16 protein-coding genes are annotated in these 17,570 nt (G+C 74.0%); 8 read left to right on the top strand and 8 right to left on the bottom strand.

Annotated features, from left to right (window positions below; all coding sequences use genetic code 11):
• Window positions 1-146: 146 nt before the first annotated feature.
• The 4 genes from OIE49_RS26185 to OIE49_RS26175 all read left to right on the top strand — a co-directional run bounded on the left by OIE49_RS26185 (window position 147) and on the right by OIE49_RS26175 (window position 3,109).
• Window positions 147-1,748: an FAD-dependent monooxygenase gene (locus tag OIE49_RS26185; protein ID WP_326804392.1), complete on the top strand. Its 1,602-nt coding sequence runs from the start codon at window positions 147-149 to the stop codon at window positions 1,746-1,748.
• A 98-nt stretch (window positions 1,749-1,846) separates the two neighbouring features.
• On the top strand, window positions 1,847-1,933 hold the full coding sequence (locus OIE49_RS37170; protein ID WP_348638505.1) for a putative leader peptide: 87 nt from the start codon (window positions 1,847-1,849) through the stop codon (window positions 1,931-1,933).
• Between the two features lie 145 nt (window positions 1,934-2,078).
• Window positions 2,079-2,690 carry a cysteine dioxygenase gene (locus OIE49_RS26180; protein ID WP_401790893.1) on the top strand — a complete coding sequence of 204 codons (612 nt, stop codon included), beginning with the start codon at window positions 2,079-2,081 and terminating at the stop codon, window positions 2,688-2,690.
• On the top strand, window positions 2,687-3,109 hold the full coding sequence (locus tag OIE49_RS26175; RefSeq protein WP_326804390.1) for a rhodanese-like domain-containing protein: 423 nt from the start codon (window positions 2,687-2,689) through the stop codon (window positions 3,107-3,109). Before OIE49_RS26180 ends, OIE49_RS26175 begins: the two co-directional genes overlap by 4 nt.
• Window positions 3,110-3,221: 112 nt before the next feature.
• Here the strand turns inward: OIE49_RS26175 and recX are convergent, their stop codons facing one another.
• Together recX and recA are read right to left on the bottom strand one after the other, a co-directional pair.
• Window positions 3,222-4,121, bottom strand: coding sequence for a recombination regulator RecX (gene recX / locus OIE49_RS26170; protein WP_326804389.1), 900 nt, complete (start codon window positions 4,119-4,121; stop codon window positions 3,222-3,224).
• 3 nt (window positions 4,122-4,124) lie between these two features.
• Window positions 4,125-5,240: a recombinase RecA gene (gene recA, locus OIE49_RS26165; protein WP_326804388.1), complete on the bottom strand. Its 1,116-nt coding sequence runs from the start codon at window positions 5,238-5,240 to the stop codon at window positions 4,125-4,127.
• Window positions 5,241-5,486: 246 nt separating this feature from the next.
• Here recA and OIE49_RS26160 point away from each other — a divergent pair, with 246 nt between their 5' ends.
• The gene (locus OIE49_RS26160; RefSeq protein ID WP_326804387.1) at window positions 5,487-6,407 is read left to right on the top strand and encodes an aminoglycoside phosphotransferase family protein; all 921 of its coding nucleotides are present in this window, start codon (window positions 5,487-5,489) and stop codon (window positions 6,405-6,407) included.
• Window positions 6,408-6,510: 103 nt separating this feature from the next.
• On the opposite strand, the gene OIE49_RS26155 is transcribed toward OIE49_RS26160, so the two are convergent.
• Both OIE49_RS26155 and OIE49_RS26150 read right to left on the bottom strand, forming a co-directional pair.
• Window positions 6,511-7,737: an AI-2E family transporter gene (locus tag OIE49_RS26155; RefSeq protein WP_326804386.1), complete on the bottom strand. Its 1,227-nt coding sequence runs from the start codon at window positions 7,735-7,737 to the stop codon at window positions 6,511-6,513.
• 60 nt (window positions 7,738-7,797) lie between these two features.
• The gene (locus tag OIE49_RS26150) at window positions 7,798-7,992 is read right to left on the bottom strand and encodes a DUF3046 domain-containing protein (protein ID WP_100570752.1); all 195 of its coding nucleotides are present in this window, start codon (window positions 7,990-7,992) and stop codon (window positions 7,798-7,800) included.
• A gap of 80 nt (window positions 7,993-8,072) precedes the next feature.
• On the opposite strand from OIE49_RS26150, the gene OIE49_RS26145 reads away from it, so the two are divergent.
• Window positions 8,073-9,017 carry a hypothetical protein gene (locus OIE49_RS26145; RefSeq protein ID WP_326804385.1) on the top strand — a complete coding sequence of 315 codons (945 nt, stop codon included), beginning with the start codon at window positions 8,073-8,075 and terminating at the stop codon, window positions 9,015-9,017.
• Between the two features lie 182 nt (window positions 9,018-9,199).
• Here the strand turns inward: OIE49_RS26145 and OIE49_RS26140 are convergent, their stop codons facing one another.
• Genes OIE49_RS26140 through OIE49_RS26130 form a run of 3 tightly spaced genes read right to left on the bottom strand, consistent with a single transcriptional unit; the run spans window position 9,200 to window position 11,117 of the window.
• The gene (locus OIE49_RS26140) at window positions 9,200-9,508 is read right to left on the bottom strand and encodes an AzlD domain-containing protein (RefSeq protein WP_100570754.1); all 309 of its coding nucleotides are present in this window, start codon (window positions 9,506-9,508) and stop codon (window positions 9,200-9,202) included.
• A complete protein-coding gene (locus tag OIE49_RS26135; protein WP_326804384.1) occupies window positions 9,505-10,251 on the bottom strand; it encodes an AzlC family ABC transporter permease in 747 nt (248 codons plus the stop codon). Before OIE49_RS26135 ends, OIE49_RS26140 begins: the two co-directional genes overlap by 4 nt.
• Entirely contained in the window at window positions 10,152-11,117 is a 966-nt protein-coding gene (locus tag OIE49_RS26130) for an AraC family transcriptional regulator (protein ID WP_326804383.1), read from the bottom strand. The genes OIE49_RS26135 and OIE49_RS26130 overlap by 100 nt, the downstream gene beginning before the upstream one ends.
• Before the next feature lie 115 nt (window positions 11,118-11,232).
• Here OIE49_RS26130 and OIE49_RS26125 point away from each other — a divergent pair, with 115 nt between their 5' ends.
• Entirely contained in the window at window positions 11,233-16,185 is a 4,953-nt protein-coding gene (locus OIE49_RS26125) for an ATP-dependent helicase (protein ID WP_326804382.1), read from the top strand.
• Between the two features lie 111 nt (window positions 16,186-16,296).
• Complete coding sequence (locus OIE49_RS26120; protein ID WP_326804381.1) at window positions 16,297-17,142, top strand: Fpg/Nei family DNA glycosylase; 846 nt, start codon at window positions 16,297-16,299, stop codon at window positions 17,140-17,142.
• 16 nt (window positions 17,143-17,158) lie between these two features.
• Here the strand turns inward: OIE49_RS26120 and OIE49_RS26115 are convergent, their stop codons facing one another.
• Complete coding sequence (locus tag OIE49_RS26115) at window positions 17,159-17,569, bottom strand: hypothetical protein (RefSeq protein ID WP_326804380.1); 411 nt, start codon at window positions 17,567-17,569, stop codon at window positions 17,159-17,161.
• Window position 17,570: the final 1 nt, after the last annotated feature.

Raw genomic sequence — 17,570 nt, 5'->3', positions numbered from 1 at the left:
ACCGCGCACCTGGAGCACCGGCGTGCGTCCCGCTTGACCGGCTGGCGCCCAGTCTGTTGCATACGTTCTGTGATCGTGCACCGTGCTCCGGCTTTCTGTTCACCTCTCACCTCCAGGACACCGCTGCTGGCAGGAGGCGCCGCGCCGTGGATCCGGTGATCGTTGTCGGAGCGGGGCCCGTCGGGCTCACGCTCGCCCTGGCGCTGGCGCGTCAGGAGGTGCCCTCCGTCGTGCTCGACGAGGGCTCCGGCACGGACGCGCCGCGCGCCGCGCGCACGGTCGTCCTGCGCGAGGACACCACCGCGCTCGTGGAGCGCCTGGCCGGTGTGCCGCTCGGCGAGGCCGGCCTCCGTTGGGCCGGATGGCGGTCGTTGCGGCGCAAACAGGTGATGCACGAAGTCGCCTTCGACGACGCCGAACCCGCGCCGCTGCACATCGCCCAGCACGTCCTGACCGGCGCCCTGCGCGCCGCCGTCGCCCACGAACCGCTGATCGAACTCGCCGTGGACAGCCGGCTGGACAGCATGGAGCAGGAGACCACGGGGGTCACCGCCCACACCCGCGGCGCGGGCGGCACATGGTGGCGCGGCAGTCACCTGGTCGGCTGCGACGGCCCGCGTTCGACCGTGCGCAAGCTCCAGGACATCCGCTTCCCCGGCCGCACGGCCGTCGAACGGCACGCCGTCGCCGCGGTGCGCACCGAACTGCCCCACCCCGGCGAAGCGTTCCTCCACCGGCTGCCGCCGTGGCGGACGACCGGCCCCTTCGCCGGGGAGATCGCCGCCCGTCCGCTCCCGGACGACGTGTGGCGGCTGGACTGGCTGCTGCCGCCCGGCAAGGACCTGGTCACACCCGAACTGCTGCTCGCCCGCATCCGGGAGACCCTCACCGGCTGGACCGGCGAAACCTCGCCGTCGTACGAACTCCTGGACACCGGTGTCCACACCGTCCACCACCGGGTGGCACGCCGCTGGCGCGCCGGGCGGGTCTTCCTCGCCGGGGACGCGGCGCATCTGCTGGGCGCGCTCGGCACCCAGGGTCTCGACGAGGGCCTGCGGGACGCCGACAACCTCGCCTGGAAGCTGGCGCCTGCCTGGCACCACGGGCCGCACGAGGCACTGCTGGACAGCTACCAGACCGAACGGCGCGCCGTCGTCGCCGCCCGGCTGCGCGCCGCCGACCAACTGCTGCCGGTACTGCGCGGAGGCGGCGGACTGCGCTCTCTCGTGCCCGGATCCGGCCGCGGAAACGACGCCCTGCTGATGGACGGCCATCTGGGGCGCGGGCCGCTGGGCGCGCCGGGGGCGTACACGGACTCGCCGCTCACGCCCCCGCCCCTGGACGGCGAGGTCCTCGTGGACACGCCGGCCGGCTCCCCGGTCGCCGACGTGGTGGTGACCGCGGAGGACGGCTCCTTCGTGCCGCTGAGGGACCGGCTGGGCCGGGGTGCGCTGCTGGTGGTGCTGATCGCGCCGGGTACGGGGGTGTGGGAGCGCCGGCACTGGGTGAGCGCCGGCATCATGCCCCGGCTGGCCGCCGCGGTGACCGCGCTGCCGCACCCTGCTGAACTGCTGGTCGCCGAGAGCTATCCGGGCGCCGCCCCCCACACCGTCCTGCTGGTACGGCCCGACGGGCATCTGGTGACCGCGCTGAGCGGGGTGCGCCCGGCCGACCTGTACACCGCGGCGGAGACGGCGCTGGGCGGCGCCGGACGCGCCGAGGACCGTGCCGGGGCAGGCGCGCGCTGACCGCGGAACCCTGTGGACCGCACGCGGACCGTCCGCCGCACGGTCCACAGGGTGAGGGCGAGTTGACCGGTCAGGACCGTCATGGTCTACTCCCGAACGTGACCGACACCGATGTGCGCCTGTGGCGGAGGGTCCATATGGACCTCGTCCGCTATGCGGGCTGCGTGTGTCGTCCGGCCTGTTGAACTCGCCTCCTTCACCCGGCGCGCGCCGCCCGATCCGCACACACCCGTACGCCATACGTCCGTACCCTGTGCCGCCGCGCGCCCTCCGCGAACGCTCTTCAGGACGGTGTACGTGTCTGTCTCGCCCCTCGGGTCCTCGGCTCCCGTGCCCCCCGCTTCCGAACTCTCCCCTGCCGCCTCCTCCCCTGCCGGGCCCTCGCCCGCCGAGTCCTCTCCCGGCAGGTCTGCTCCCGCCCTCTCCGCGTCCTCCGCGTCCTTCGAGCAGGCGCCGACTCAGGCGGAACTCCTCGACTTCGTGCGGCGCACCGCCGCCGACGCCGAGCTGATCGCCTCGCTTCCCCTCGACCCGGAGGGCCGCACCTGGGTGCGCCTGGACGGGCCCGGCGGCAGTGAGGCGTGGCTGATCGGCTGGCCGCCCGGCACCGGCACGGGCTGGCACGATCACGCCGACTCGGTCGGCGCCTTCGTCACCGCCTCGGGCGAGCTGAAGGAGAACTCGCTCGCCGCCCGGCTGCCCACCGACGGCTGGCGGACCCTCGAACTCACCGACGGCGTCGACCGTGAACGGCGGCTTCCGGCGGGGCGGGGCCGCTCCTTCGGGCGCCACCACGTGCACGACGTGCTCAACGAGTCCACCGGCCGGCACGCCGTCTCCGTGCACGCCTACCACCCGCCGCTGCCCCGCATCCGCCGCTACAGCCGTACCGAACAGACCCTGCGCCTCGAGCAGGTCGAGCGCCCGGAGGACTGGCAGTGAGCACACCTCAACCACCCGTCGGAATCGACGAGTTGCTGGAGCGGGTCCGCCGGGGCTACGAACGTGTCGAGGCGCGCGAGGCCTACGCGGCCGCCCGGGCCGGCGACGCCCTCCTGGTGGACATCCGCTACGCCGCTCTGCGCACGCGGGACGGTCTGATCCCGGGCGCCCTCGTCGTGGAGCGCAACGAGCTGGAGTGGCGTCTCGACCCCCTGGGCAGCCATCGTGTCCCCGAGGCCACCGGTCACGACCTGCGCGTGGTCGTCGTCTGCAACGAGGGCTACGCGTCGAGTCTCGCGGCCGCGTCCCTGCACCGGCTGGGGCTGCTCCGGGCGACCGATCTGGTGGGCGGCTTCCAGGCATGGCGCTCGGCCGGGCTGCCGGTGACGCCATGGGACGGCCGCGCGCAGCCGTCGTAGAGGGACGCAGTCGCAGAGGGAGTCGCCCGCCGGGGCCTGCGGGCCCACGAGGCCTCGCACCCCGTCGTGTCGTCCGTGCCTCTCCGCGCCGGACGCCCTGGCGGGCGCCGGCTCAGTAGCGCTCGTCGGCGAGGAAGTCCGCGTCCTCGCCCTCCTCCTCCAGCGCCTGCCGGACCACGCGCAGGGCCAGGCCCTCGGAGTAGCCCTTACGGGCGAGCATCCCCGCGAGGCGGCGCAGCCGTTTGTCGCGGTCGAGGCCGCGGGTGGAGCGCAGCTTGCGGGCGACGAGTTCGCGTGCGGTGGCCGCCTCCTGCTCGGCGTCGAGCCGGCCGACCGCCTCGTCGATCAGCGCCGTGTCGACGCCCTTGGTCCGCAGCTCCCGGGCGAGGGCGCGCCGGGCCAGTCCGCGTCCGTGGTGCCGGGACTCCACCCAGGCGTCCGCGAACGCGCCGTCGTCGATCAGTCCGACCTCCTCGAACCGGGAGAGGACCTCGTCCGCCGCCTCGTCCGGGATCTCCCGCTTGCGCAGGGCGTCCGCGAGCTGCTTGCGGGTGCGCGGGGTCCCGGTGAGCAGGCGCAGGCAGATGGCGCGCGCCCGCTCCACCGGGTCCCCCGGAGGCTCCCCCTGCCCCGCCCTCGACACGGAGGAGGTGCCCCCGTCCTCGGCGGACGCCTCGCCGGGGCCGCGCCGACGGCCCCCGCGTCCACCCCGCGGCCCACCGTCACGCGAGCCGCCCCGGCGCGCACCACCCACGGGTGGGCCACCCGCGCGCCGCTGTCCGCCGCCGTCCCCGGGCACACCAGCGCCCGGTTCGGCCTCCCCGTACCCGCTGTCCCCGTACCCGCTGTCCCCGTACCCGCTGTCCCCGTACCCGCCGTCTCCGTACGCGCCGTCTTGGTCCGTGCCCGAGCCGAGGGCGTCCCCGGTGCCCCTCCCCCGTGGGGCACCGAAGGCGGCGTACTCGTCCGCGTGCTCGTACTCGTACTCGGCCCAGTCGGTTCGCCGTGTCACGGGTCAGCTCTTGGCCGAGGTGGCCTTGGGCTTGGTGGCCTTGGCGGGCGCCGCCTTGGCCGTGGCGTCCGCGGCGGTGGTGACCGCGGCGTCCGTGCCCGGCTCCGTGGTCGGCTCCTCCGGCCGCACGCCGACGCCCAGCTTCTCCTTGATCTTCTTCTCGATCTCGTTGGCCAGGTCGGGGTTGTCCTTGAGGAAGTTGCGCGCGTTCTCCTTGCCCTGGCCGAGCTGGTCGCCCTCGTACGTGTACCAGGCGCCGGCCTTGCGGACGAAGCCGTGCTCCACGCCCATGTCGATCAGACCGCCCTCGCGGCTGATGCCCTGGCCGTAGAGAATGTCGAACTCGGCCTGCTTGAAGGGCGGCGCGACCTTGTTCTTGACGACCTTGCAGCGGGTCCGGTTGCCGACCGCCTCCGTGCCGTCCTTCAGGGTCTCGATACGGCGGATGTCGATGCGCACCGAGGCGTAGAACTTCAGCGCCCGGCCACCGGTCGTGGTCTCCGGCGAGCCGAACATCACGCCGATCTTCTCGCGGAGCTGGTTGATGAAGATCGCGGTGGTCTTGGACTGGTTGAGCGCGCTGGTGATCTTGCGCAGGGCCTGGCTCATCAGCCGGGCCTGGAGACCCACGTGGCTGTCGCCCATCTCGCCCTCGATCTCCGCGCGCGGGACGAGCGCGGCGACGGAGTCGATGACGATGAGGTCGAGGGCGCCGGAGCGGACCAGCATGTCCACAATCTCCAGGGCCTGCTCGCCGTTGTCCGGCTGGGAGAGGATCAGGTTGTCGATGTCGACGCCGAGCTTCTTCGCGTACTCGGGGTCGAGGGCGTGCTCCGCGTCGATGAACGCGACCTGGCCGCCCGCCTTCTGCGCGTTCGCCACCGCGTGCAGGGTCAGGGTCGTCTTGCCGGAGGACTCCGGTCCGTAGATCTCCACGACACGGCCGCGCGGCAGGCCACCGACGCCGAGAGCCACGTCGAGCGCGGTCGACCCGGTCGGGATGACCTCGATCGGCTCCTTCGACCGCTCGCCCATGCGCATGACCGCGCCCTTGCCGAATTGTCGTTCAATCTGTGCGAGCGCGGCGTCGAGCGCCTTCTCGCGGTCGGTTCCTGCCATGGGTTCCACCCGGTTTGCTTGTGTCGATCGCTTCACGTCAAAGACGCTAACGCCTGCCACTGACAATGCGCCCCGACGCACGTCCGGCCTGTGGATAACTCAGGCACTTCTCCCCCCGAACCGGGGCGAAATCCCTTCCGTCGAACCTTGCCGGAGCTCCCATAAGAATGGATGTTCGATTTCTGTGTCAAGCGCGCCGAGCGGCACCGGGGCGGGCAGGACACCGCCCGGCTACCGTGGCTCCGCATGACCCACACCGAGATCGCGATCACCGCGGAGCTGGTCCGGGATCTGCTGCACGACCAGCATCCCGACCTGGCCGATCGCCCCTTGAGGCTCGGCGCGCGCGGCTGGGACAACCAACTGTGGCGGCTCGGCGACGACCTCGCCGTCCGACTGCCCTGGGCCACGCGGTCGGCGGACGCGCTACTGCGCAAGGAGCACGCCTGGCTGCCTTCCCTCGCCCCGCGCCTTCCTCTGCCGGTCCCCGTCCCGCAGCGCCTCGGCGAGCCCTCCGAGCGATTTGCGCGGCCCTGGGTCGTCACCACCTGGGTGCCGGGCACTCCTGCCGACCTCGCCCCCGCCACGCGCCCCGCGGAGGCGGCCGACGCCCTGGGGGCCTTCCTGTCGGCTCTTCACCGACCCGCCCCCGACGAGGCGCCCACCGGCCGCTTCGGCCGCGGCAGACCGCTGGCCGAGCGCCCCGACTCGTTCGCCGAGCCGCTCGCCACGGCCACCGGGCTGGGGCTGGTCCCCGACCCGGACGCCGTCCGGGCCGTCTGGGAGGACGCCGTCCGCGCGCCCGACTGGACGGGCCCGGCCCTATGGATCCACAGCGACCTGCATCCGGCCAACGTCCTCACCGCGGACGGCACCTTCTGCGGCGTGATCGACTTCGGCGACCTCTGCGCGGGAGATCCGGCCTGCGACCTGGCCGCCTCCTGGCTGCTACTGCCGGAGGACGCCGTCGACCGCTTCCACGGCGCCTACCGGCCGGCCCCGGACACCGCGACACTGCGCCGCGCCCGCGGCTGGGCCGTGCTGCAAGCGCTCAGCTGCGTCCTCGTCGGAGATGCCGGCACCCACGGCCGCCCCGGCGGCAAGCCGACCTGGGGCCCACCCGCACAGGCCGCGCTGAGACGCCTCGTCGCCACGGCTCGCCGCTGACCGAGGAGCGAGCCGATCGCGCCGAGCGCCGCGACGCCTGCCGAGTAGGCCCAGCCGAGCACGCCCGCCGAGTACGTCCTACCGGGCCCCCGCCGAGCACGTCCTACCGGGCCCGCCACATCCGGCGCGCGCGGTCGAGCAGGCCCGGGACCGGGCCGCGTCCGCGGTGGCCCTGGACGCGGGGGTCGTCCATGACGGCGTACCGCTTCACATAGGCGCCCAGGAAGGCCTGGAGGGTGGCGACCGCGGGAATGGCGATCAGCGCGCCCACCGCGCCGAGCAGGGCGGTGCCGGCGATGACCGAGCCGAAGGCGACCGCGGGATGGATGTCCACGGTCCTCGCGGTCAGCTTGGGCTGCAGCATGTAGTTCTCGAACTGCTGGTAGACCACCACGAAGACCAGCACCCACACCGCGTACCAGGGGTCCACCGTGAATGCGATCAGCATCGGCAGGGCGCCCGCGAGATAGGTGCCTATGGTCGGGATGAACTGCGAGACCAGGCCCACCCAGACACCGAGCACGAGCGCGTACGGCACTCCCAGGGCCTGGAGCAGGACGTAGTGGGCGATCCCCGAGACGAGCGCCATCAGGCCGCGCGAGTACAGATAGCCGCCGGTCTTGTCGACGGCGATCTCCCACGCCCGCAGCACCTCCGCCTGACGGGCGGGCGGCAGCAGGGAGCAGATGGTGCGGCGCAGCCGCGGACCGTCGGCGGCGAAGTAGAACGAGAACAGGGCGATCGTCAGCAGCCGGAACAGGCCCCCGAGCACCTGGGCGGACACGTCGAGCACGCCCGCGGCGCTGTTCTGCGCGTACGTGCGCAGCCAGTCGGAGTGGAGCAGGCCCTCCTGCACGTCCACCCGTCTCAGCTCGGTGTGGAACGTGGAGTTGACCCAGTTGATGACGGAGTCGAGGTACTCGGGGAAGCCCTCGACCATCTTGATGATCTGCCCGGCGAGCATCGAGCCGAGCAGGATCACGAAGCCCGCCGAAGCGATCGTCAGGCCGAGGAAGACCAGGAAGGTCGCGAGCCCCCGCCGCATCCCGCGGGCTGCCATGCGGCTGACCGCGGGCTCGATGGCGAGGGCCAGGAAGAACGCGATGAGGGCGTTGAGGAGCAGGCCGGTCAGCTGGTGGAAGGCCCAGCTGCCGAGCTGGAAGGCGGCGACGAGGCCGATCGCGAGCACCATGGCGCGCGGCAGCCAGCGGGGCATGCGGGCGCCCGCCCCGGCGGCGCCCTCGGCCGGTTCCGAAGACCGGGGAGGCGGCGTCGTCGCGGACGGGGATGCGTGCGGAGCCGTCCGGCCGGTCTCGTCAGTGGGTGCCACGGTGCAAGTCTCGCCGACGCCAATGACGGCCCGGCACGGGCCCGTGCCCGTCGTGGCCGGTCAGTGCCTCTCCTGCGGAACGTTCATGACCCGGCACACGACGCGCCACACGTCCTTCGCGTCCCAGCCGGCCGCCAGCGCCTCGTGCACCGTGCGCCCGCCGAGTTCCGACATCACGTGATCGCGCGCGAAGGTTTCGGCGTACCCAGCACCGAAGTGCTCCGCCATCCGCTCCCAGAAGACCGTCAACCGCATGATCCCAGTATCCCGCCCCTGCGGGTGACCTCGTTCCGGGGCCACCTGGGGAGAACGCTTTCCGCCCTACGGTCTGACGCATGGCCGAGACCGGAGCTCCCCCTTCTCCCCCGCCGCCCCCGGCGTCCTCCCCGCTGTTCCGCGCCGAGCACTTCGTGTGGCTCACCGCGCGCGTGCTGGAGCAGCGGCTGTTCGCGTACCACTTCCTGAACGGCGCTGCGGATCCGGTGGAGACCGCGCTGGACGCCTATCGCAACGAGGACGGCGGGTACGGTCACGCGCTGGAGCCCGATCTGCGGGGCCCGGTCAGCCAGCCGCTGCACACCGCGCACGCGCTGCGCGTGCTGGACACCGTCGGCCGCTGCGGCGGACAGCGGGTGGAGCGCGTGTGCCGCTATCTGACCTCCGTCTCCACCCCCGACGGCGCGCTGCCCGCGGTCCATCCCGGTCAGCGAGGCTATCCGGCGGCCCCCTTCGTGCCGATCGTGGACGATCCGCCGAGCGACCTGCTGGCCACCGGGCCGGTCGTGGGCCTGCTGCACCGCAACGAGGTGTGGCACGCCTGGCTCTTCCGGGCCACCGACTTCTGCTGGCGGCGGGCCGAGTCCCTGGAGACCTCCCACCCGTACGAGATCGAGGCGGCCGTCGCCTTCCTGGACTCGGCGCCCGACCGCACACGCGCGCGTGCGGCCGCCGACCGGCTCGGCCGTCTGGTGCGCGACCAGCGGCTGGCGCTGCTGGACCCGGAGCATCCTGAGGCCTTTCCGGTCGCGCCCGGCTACGCACCCGGGGAGCACCACTTTCCGCACGACTACGCGCGGACGCCCGGCTCCCTCGCGCGCGCGTGGTTCACGGACGAGGAGATGAAGCGCTCCCTGGACTTCCTGGCCGGCCGCCAGGAGGAGGACGGCGGCTGGCCGGTCACCTGGCGCCAGTGGGCTCCGGGCCCCGCCCTGGAGGCACGCCCCATGGTCACGATCGAGGCGCTGCGCACCCTCAGGGCCTACGGCCGGACCATCGGCTGAACCACGACCGGTAACACGCCCCGGCTCCTCGGCCGGGCTCCGCTGATACTCGCCACGACGCCACGGCTCATCGGCCGAGCCGCCACCGGCAGGCGCCCGCCCCACGAACAGGCGGCGCCCCACACCCACCGGCTGGGCCCCACCCCACGGGCAGGTGCCCCACCCCACCGACGGGCCCCGGCTCACCCCGTCAGGGCGCGTACCCCGGCCGTCACCAGCACCGCCGCCCCGACCACGACCAGGAACGGCGCCCGCAGCAGCAGCGCCACGGCGGCGGCCGCGACTCCGGCCGCCCGCGCGTCCAGCACGAGCGTGTGCCCGTCGGCGAACGTCTGCTGGGCGGTGAGCGCGGCCAGCAGGGCGACGGGCAGCAGCGCGGCGAGCCGCTTCACCAGCGGACGCTCCAGGGCGCCCGCCGGAACGAGCAGCCCGGCCAGCTTGACGGCGTAGCAGCCGACAGCGGTCACCGCCACCGCGATCCAGATGTTCAACGCTCTCCCTCTCGTACGTCGTCACGGGCGCCGCTCCCGCGACGGCCCCGCAGGTACAGCACGGCCGGCGCGGCGAGCGCGGCCGCCAGGACCGGCACACCGGCCGGCAGCACGGGCAGCAGACCGAGCCCGAGCAGTACGGCCAGAGCGGCGACGGCCCGCTCGGTGGCGGTCTTCAGCATCGGCGCCAGCAGCGCCAGGAAGACGGCAGGCCCTGCCGCGTCCAGGCCCCAGGGGTCGGTGTCGCCGAGGGCCTTGGCGCCCAGCGCGCCCAGCAGCGTGGTGAGGTTCCACAGCATGTACAGGGTGATCCCGGTGACGGTGAAGCCGATCCGCGCGCTGCGCCGCGTGGGCTGGGCCAGCGTCACCGCGGTGGTCTCGTCGATGACCCACTGGGCCGCGAACGGCCGTACCGCGCGCGGGAGGGCCAGCAGCTGCGACAGGCGCAGTCCGTAGAAGGCGTTGCGCACACCCAGGAAGAAGGCGCCCGCGGCCGCCGTGTACGGGTTGCCTCCGGCGGCCAGCGCCCCCACCAGCGCGAACTGGGAGGCCCCGGTGAACACCAGCAGGCTGAGCGCGCACGTCTGCCAGAGCGTGAGCCCGCTGCCCGCCGAGGTCACCCCGAAGGCGAACCCGGACAGTCCTACGGCGATCCCAACCCCGAGGGCGTCCCGTACGACGGCGGCGTCGGGCTTTCCTCCGTCGTCGGCGCGGATGTCTGCGAGAGCTGTCTGTTCTGCCACAACGCCGAGGGTAGGAACAGCCGGGACCTGGAGTCTTGTACGTTCTTGCGCTCGCGCTGGTAGGCGCCCGGGGGCACGCCCACGATCCGGGTGAAGTGCCGGCTCAGGTGCGACTGGTCGGTGAAGCCGACGGCGACGGCGGCCTGGGAGGGCGCGGTGCCCGCGTCCAGCAGCCGCCTGGCCCGGCGCACCCGGGCGTCGGTCAGCCAGGTGTGCGGCGGCATTCCGTAGGCGTTACGGAAGGCCCGCAGCAGCGCGAACGGGCTGCTGCCCAGGTCGGCCGCCAGCCTCTCCAGGCTCGGCGGCTCGGCCATCCGCTCCTCCAGGACGGCACGCGCGCGTGCCGCGGTCCGCGCCCCCGCCGTCCGTATCTCCCGCTGCGGCAACGCCCCGCCGTTGAGCCGCAGCAGCCGCGTCACCGCGACCCGCAGCAGGGTGTCGGCGGCCAGCGCGTTGCCCTCGTCCGTGGCCCGCAGCACCTGATGCACCAGCCCGACGGCGTACGGATCGTCGAGCACGGGACGGACGAAGCCCGGCGTCCCGCGGATGCCCGTGGTCTCCCCGGCGATCTCGGCGACCAGCTCCGGCGACGGATACACCGCTCCGTACCGCCACCCCTCGGGCACCGCCGCCCGCCCGGTGTGCGGGGTGTCGGGATTGACCAGCGCCAGCGTCCCCGGCCCCGCGTACTGGTCGGAGCCGCCGTGGTGGAACACCTCCACGCCCTCGACGATGGCGGCGATCACGAAGTGCTCGTGGGTGTGCCGCACGAACTCCTTGCGTACATAGCGGGCCCGCAGCAGATCGACACCGGGCAGTTCCTCGTACCGCCAGTGCCGCGCCCGCTCCTCACCCGTTGCCGCCATGCTCCCGATTCTCCGTCGTCGGCCCGGCTGCGCGAGTGTGGGGGCCGCCCCCGGCGCTCCCGGGCGCCCGCCCAGGCCAGAGGGCGTTGTCAGTGGCCGGGTGCACGATGGACTCATGGTCAGCGACGCACACCGGGCCCTCGACGGCTTCTCCCCCGCGACCCGCGGCTGGTTCACGGGGGCCTTCTCCGCGCCCACTGCGGCCCAGGCGGGGGCGTGGCGGGCCATCGGCGAGGGCTCGGACGTGCTGGTGGTCGCCCCGACCGGCTCCGGCAAGACCCTCGCCGCCTTCCTCGCCGCGCTCGACCAGCTCGCCTCCGCCCCGCCCCCGGCCGACCCGAAGAAGCGCTGCCGGGTGCTGTACGTCTCCCCGCTCAAGGCCCTAGCCGTGGACGTGGAGCGCAATCTGCGCAGCCCGCTGACCGGTATCCGCCACGAGTCCGTCCGCCTCGGCCTGCCCGAGCCGGAGGTGAAGGTCGGCATCCGCTCCGGCGACACCCCGGCGGCCGAGCGCCGCGCCCTGTCCACCCGCCCGCCGGACATCCTGATCACCACGCCCGAGTCGCTGTTCCTGATGCTGACCTCGGCCACCCGGGACGCGCTCACCGGCGTGGAGACGGTGATCCTGGACGAGGTGCACGCGGTGGCCGGCACCAAACGGGGCGCGCACCTCGCGCTGTCCCTGGAGCGCCTGGACGAGCTGCTGCCCAGGCCCGCCCGCCGCATCGGCCTGTCCGCGACGGTCCGCCCGGTCGACGAGATCGCCCGCTATCTGTCCCCCCGCCGCAAGGTGGAGATCGTCCAGCCGGAGTCAGGCAAGGAGTTCGACCTGTCGGTGGTCGTCCCCGTCGAGGACCTGGGGGAGCTGGGCGGTTCCCCTGTCGCCGAGGACGGCGACAAGGCGGAGCGGCCCTCGATCTGGCCGCATGTCGAGGAGCGGATCACCGACCTGGTCCAGGCTCACCGCTCGACGATCGTGTTCGCCAACTCCCGCCGGCTGGCCGAGCGCCTGTGCAACCGGCTCAACGAGATCGCCTACGAGCGGGCGACCGGCGAGCCCCTGGACGAACACCACTCCCCCGCGGAGCTGATGGGCGGCTCCGGCGCGGCGCAGGGCGCGCCGCCGGTCATCGCCCGCGCGCACCACGGCTCAGTGTCCAAGGAGCAGCGCGCCCTGGTCGAGGAGGACCTCAAGGCGGGCCGGCTCCCCGCGGTGGTCGCCACCTCCAGCCTGGAGCTGGGCATCGACATGGGCGCCGTGGACCTCGTCGTCCAGGTCGAGTCCCCGCCGTCCGTGGCCTCCGGACTGCAACGGGTCGGCCGCGCGGGCCACCAGGTCGGCGCGGTCTCCACCGGCGTGGTCTTCCCGAAGTACCGAGGCGACCTGGTCCAGGCCGCGGTGGTCACCGAGCGGATGCGTTCCGGCTCCATCGAGTCCCTGAAGGTGCCCGCCAACCCGCTGGACGTCCTCGCCCAGCAGCTGGTGGCGATGACGGCGATGGACACCTGGCAGCTGGACGACCTGCTCTCCATGGTCCGCCGGGCGGCGCCGTTCGCCTCACTGCCGGAATCGGCGTTCACCGCCGTCCTGGACATGCTCGCCGGGCGCTACCCGTCCGACGCGTTCGCGGAGCTGCGCCCGCGCGTGGTGTGGGACCGCGTCGCGGGCACCATCACCGGCCGCCCCGGCGCGCAGCGCCTCGCCGTCACCTCCGGGGGCACGATCCCCGACCGCGGGCTGTTCGGCGTGTTCCTGGCCGGCTCGGACCCCAAGAAGGGCGGCGGCCGGGTCGGCGAGCTGGACGAGGAGATGGTCTACGAGTCCCGGGTCGGCGACGTCTTCACGCTCGGCACCAGCTCCTGGCGCATCGAGGACATCACGCGCGACCGGGTCCTGGTCTCGCCCGCGCCGGGCGTGCCGGGCCGGCTGCCGTTCTGGAAGGGCGACCAGCTCGGCCGCCCGCTGGAGCTGGGCCGCGCGGTGGGCGCGTTCCTGCGCGAGGTGAGCTCCCTGCCCCAGGACGACGCCCGGCTGCGTCTGCTGGCCGCCGGCCTCGACGCGTGGGCCGCCGACAACGTCCTGTCGTACCTGGAGGAGCAGCGCGCGGCCTGCGGGCACGTCCCCGACGACCGGACGATCGTCGTGGAGCGCTTCCGCGACGAGCTGGGCGACTGGCGGGTCGTGGTGCACTCCCCCTTCGGCGCCCAGGTGCACGCCCCCTGGGCGCTGGCGCTCGGCGCCCGCCTGTCCGAGCGGTACGGCATGGACGCGCAGGTCATGCACGCCGACGACGGCATCGTGCTGCGCCTGCCCGACGCCGACCTGATGGGCCTCGACCTGCTCGACCAGGAACCGATGCGGGCCGGCCTGGAGTACGACGCGGAGCAGGCGCCCGTCGGGGCCGCGGACGTCACCTTCGACAAGGGCGAGGTCGACCAGATCGTCACCGACCAGGTCGGCGGCTCGGCCCTGTTCGCCTCCCGCTTCCGCGAGTGCGCCGCCCGCGCGCTGCTGCTGCCGCGCCGCAACCCGGGCAAGCGCACCCCGTTGTGGCAGCAGCGCCAACGCGCCGCTCAACTGCTCCAGGTGGCGAGCGAGTTCGGCTCGTTCCCGATCGTCCTGGAGGCGGTACGCGAATGCCTCCAGGACGTCTTCGACGTGCCGGGCCTGGTCGAGCTGATGGGCGACGTCGAGTCGCGCAGGGTGCGCCTGGTCGAGGTCACCACCCCCGAGCCGTCCCCCTTCGCCCGTTCGCTGCTGTTCGGATACGTCGCGCAGTTCCTGTACGAGGGGGACTCGCCGCTCGCCGAGCGCCGCGCCGCCGCGCTGTCGCTGGACTCGCGGCTGCTGGCCGAGCTGCTGGGCCAGGCGGAGCTGCGTGAACTGCTCGACGCCGAGGTGCTGGTGGAGCTGGAGCGCGAGCTGCAGTGGCTGACCGAGGACCGCCGCGTGAAGGACGTCGAGGGCGTCGCCGACGTCCTGCGGCTGCTCGGGCCGCTCTCGGAGGCCGAGTTGGCCGAGCGGGGCGCCGAGTCCGGCTGGGCGGCGGAACTGGCCGGGGCCCGCCGGGCCATCCGGGTCCGGATCGCCGGAGCCGACCACTGGGCCGCGATCGAGGACGCGGGCCGGCTGCGCGACGCGCTCGGCACCGCGCTGCCCGTGGGCGTCCCGGAGGCGTTCACCGAGCCGGTGAAGGACCCCCTGGGCGACCTCCTGGCGCGCTATGCCCGCACCCACGGCCCGTTCACGTCGGCGGCGGCCGCGGCCCGCTTCGGCCTGGGCGTGGCGGTCACCGAGGGCGCGCTCCAGCGGCTCGCCGCGGGCGGCCGTGTCGTACAGGGCGAGTTCCATCCGGCGGGCATCGGCCAGGAGTGGTGCGACGCGGCCGTGCTGCGGCGGCTGCGCCGGCGTTCGCTGGCCGCGCTGCGGCACGAGCTGGAGCCGGTCCCGCCGGCCGCGCTGGCCCAGTTCCTGCCCCAGTGGCAGCACCTCGGCAAGGGGCACGGCCTGCGCGGCATCGACGGACTGGTGCGCGCCGTCGAGCAGTTGCAGGGCGCGTCCGTGCCCGCCTCCGCGCTGGAGAAGCTGGTCCTGCCGTCCCGCGTGGCGCACTACACCCCCTCGATGCTGGACGAACTCACGTCGGCCGGCGAGGTCGTGTGGGCGGGAGCGGGCGCGCTGCCAGGAAAGGACGGCTGGGTCTCCCTGTACCTCGCGGACGCGGCCCCGCTGCTCCTGCCGCCCCCGCACCCGCTGGAGCTGACCGCGCTGCACCAGTCGGTCCTGGACGCCCTCTCCGGCGGATACGGCCTGTTCTTCCGTCAGATCGCCGACCAGGTCCGCGCGACCACCCACCCCGAGGCCACGGATCCCCAACTGGCCGACGCGCTGTGGGACCTGGCGTGGTCGGGGCGGCTCACCAACGACACGCTCGCCCCGATGCGCTCCCTGCTGGGCTCGGGCCGCACCGCGGGTTCCACCGCGCACCGGGCCAAACGCACTGTCCCGCGTGGGCGTTACGGATCGCTGACGGCCGCCGCCCGCACCGCGTCCCGCAGCGGCCCGCCGACCGTCGCCGGCCGCTGGTCGCTGCTCCCGGTCCGCGAACCCGACCCCACCGTGCGCGCCCACGCCCTGGCCCGTACGCTCCTCGACCGGCACGGCGTGGTGACGCGGGGCGCGGTGGCGGCGGAGGGCGTGGAGGGCGGCTTCTCGGCGGTGTACCGGGTCCTGTCCGCCTTCGAGGACAGCGGCCAGGCCCGGCGGGGCTACGTGGTGGAGGGCCTGGGTGCCGCGCAGTTCGCGATGGACGGCGCGGTGGACCGGCTGCGCGCGGTGGCGAACGCCCGTGAGCGGAGCGAGGGCCTGCCCGGCGCGGTCTCCGGGGACGGCGGCCCCGGCGGCTTCGGCTCCCCGGACAGCTCCTGGGTCCCCGGTGGCGGCATCGACTCCGGCTTCCCCGCCGCCGAACTCGGCAGTGGCCTTGGCGGCGACTTCGGCGGTGATGTCGACTGGCTGGACTCCGGCCGCCCGGCGTCCGGTGACTACGTCTCACCCCGCGACCTCGCCTCACCGGGACTCGGCGGCCCGAGGGGCGGCGGTACTGCGGGAGGCGGGACGGGCTTCCCGTACGGAGGCGGCTTCGGCGACCGCCGTGCCCGTACCGCCGACGCCGGGGCCCGTGGGGTCGTCCTCGCCGCCGCCGACCCCGCGAACGCCTACGGCGCCGCCCTGCCCTGGCCCGAGCCGCCGACCGGCGCGGGACACAAGCCGGGCCGCAAGGCCGGCTCCCTGGTGGTGCTCGTCGACGGCGAACTGACGCTGTACATGGAGCGCGGCGGCAAGACGCTGCTGGCCTGGCCCGCGGACCCGGACGGCGCGGCCGGTGACGACCCGCGCCTGCGGGAGGCCGCCGAGGCGCTGGCCGCGGCCGCCCGAGCGGGCTCGCTGGGCACCGTGACGGTGGAGCGGGTCAACGGCGCCTCCGCGTTGACCTCCTCCATCGGCGCCCTCCTGGAAGGAGCGGGCTTCGTGGCGACCCCGCGCGGACTGCGCCTGCGCGCATGAACCGGGTGATGCGCGCATGACCCGTTGATCCGGCCAGTGCCCCCGAGCAGCAGGAGCCGGCCCACGCGCACCCGTACGTGGCCGCCCACCCGCACGTGCCACCCTTGACCCATGCCCGAAGGCGACACGGTCTGGCAGACCGCGAGGCGGTTGCGCGACGCCCTCGCGGGCGAGGTGCTGACCCGGAGCGACTTCCGGGTGCCGAAGTACGCCACGGTCGACCTCACCGGCAGGACCGTCCTGGACACCGTCTCCCGCGGCAAGCATCTGCTCACCCGTTTCGAGGGCGGCCTGACACTGCACTCGCATCTGCTGATGGAGGGCGCCTGGAAGGTGTACGGCGCCGGGGAGCGCTGGAAGGGCGGCCCCGGCCACCAGATCCGCGCCGTCCTCGGCACCGCCGACCGCTCTGCCGTCGGCTATCGCCTCCAGGTTCTGGAACTGCTGCGCACCTCGGAGGACGAGCGCGCCGTCGCCCACCTCGGCCCCGACCTCCTCGGCCCCGACTGGGACCCGGACCTGGCCCAGGCCAACCTCCTGGCCGGCCCGGGCCGCCCGCTCGGCGAGGCCCTGCTCGACCAGCGCAATCTCGCCGGCATCGGCAACGTCTACAAGAGCGAGCTGTGCTTCCTGCTCGGCGTGACGCCGTGGCTTCCGGTCGGCGCCGTGCCCGCCGACCGCGCCGCGGAGCTGCCCGCCCTGGCCAAGGACCTTCTGGAGGCCAACCGCGACCGTGTGGTCCGCCGGACCACGGGCCTGCGGGGCCATGACTTGTTCGTGTACGGCCGGGCACCGCGCCCCTGTCTGCGCTGCGGCACCTCCGTCCGGGTGGCCGACCAGGGCGACGGCTCCCAGGAGCGGCCCACGTACTGGTGTCCGAGCTGCCAGGCGGGCCCCGCACCGGCGCCGGGCAGCGCGCAGAAGTGGCGGGACCGCTATCACCGCACCACCGGTTGACCGCCCGCCCGGTCCTTCAGGACGGGCCGGTTTCCTCGTCCGAGCGTGGGGGCGGCGATGCCTTCGCGGTGCCGAACGGCCATCTCCCGCCGGCGGAGGGTGACGCTCCGAAGGCGCCGTACGGCCACCCCTCGGAGGCGGGAAACGACGCTTCATCACCGTCCGCGGGCGCCGGCGTTCCGAGCCCCCCGTCCTCCCCCTCGTCCGGATCTTCCCGCGCCCCCTCCTTGTGGCTCCCCTTGCCCCTCTCCCCGGATCCTTCCTTGGGCACGCAGTGCACGGGCAGCAGGCTCAGCCCCCATCCCCCGGCCGCGACGGCCCCTTCCAGCACTCCCGCATCGCCCGACAGCAGCAGCCGCAGCACCGCCCACCACCACGCGGCACCGAGCCCCAGAGCGGCCCCCCAGCGCACTATCGGCCGCGCCATC

Source organism: Streptomyces sp. NBC_01788, assembly GCF_035917575.1.
Classification (GTDB): Bacteria; Actinomycetota; Actinomycetes; order Streptomycetales; family Streptomycetaceae; genus Streptomyces.
Note: the sequence above shows the minus strand (reverse complement) of the source record. Positions and strands in the feature narration are given on the sequence as shown.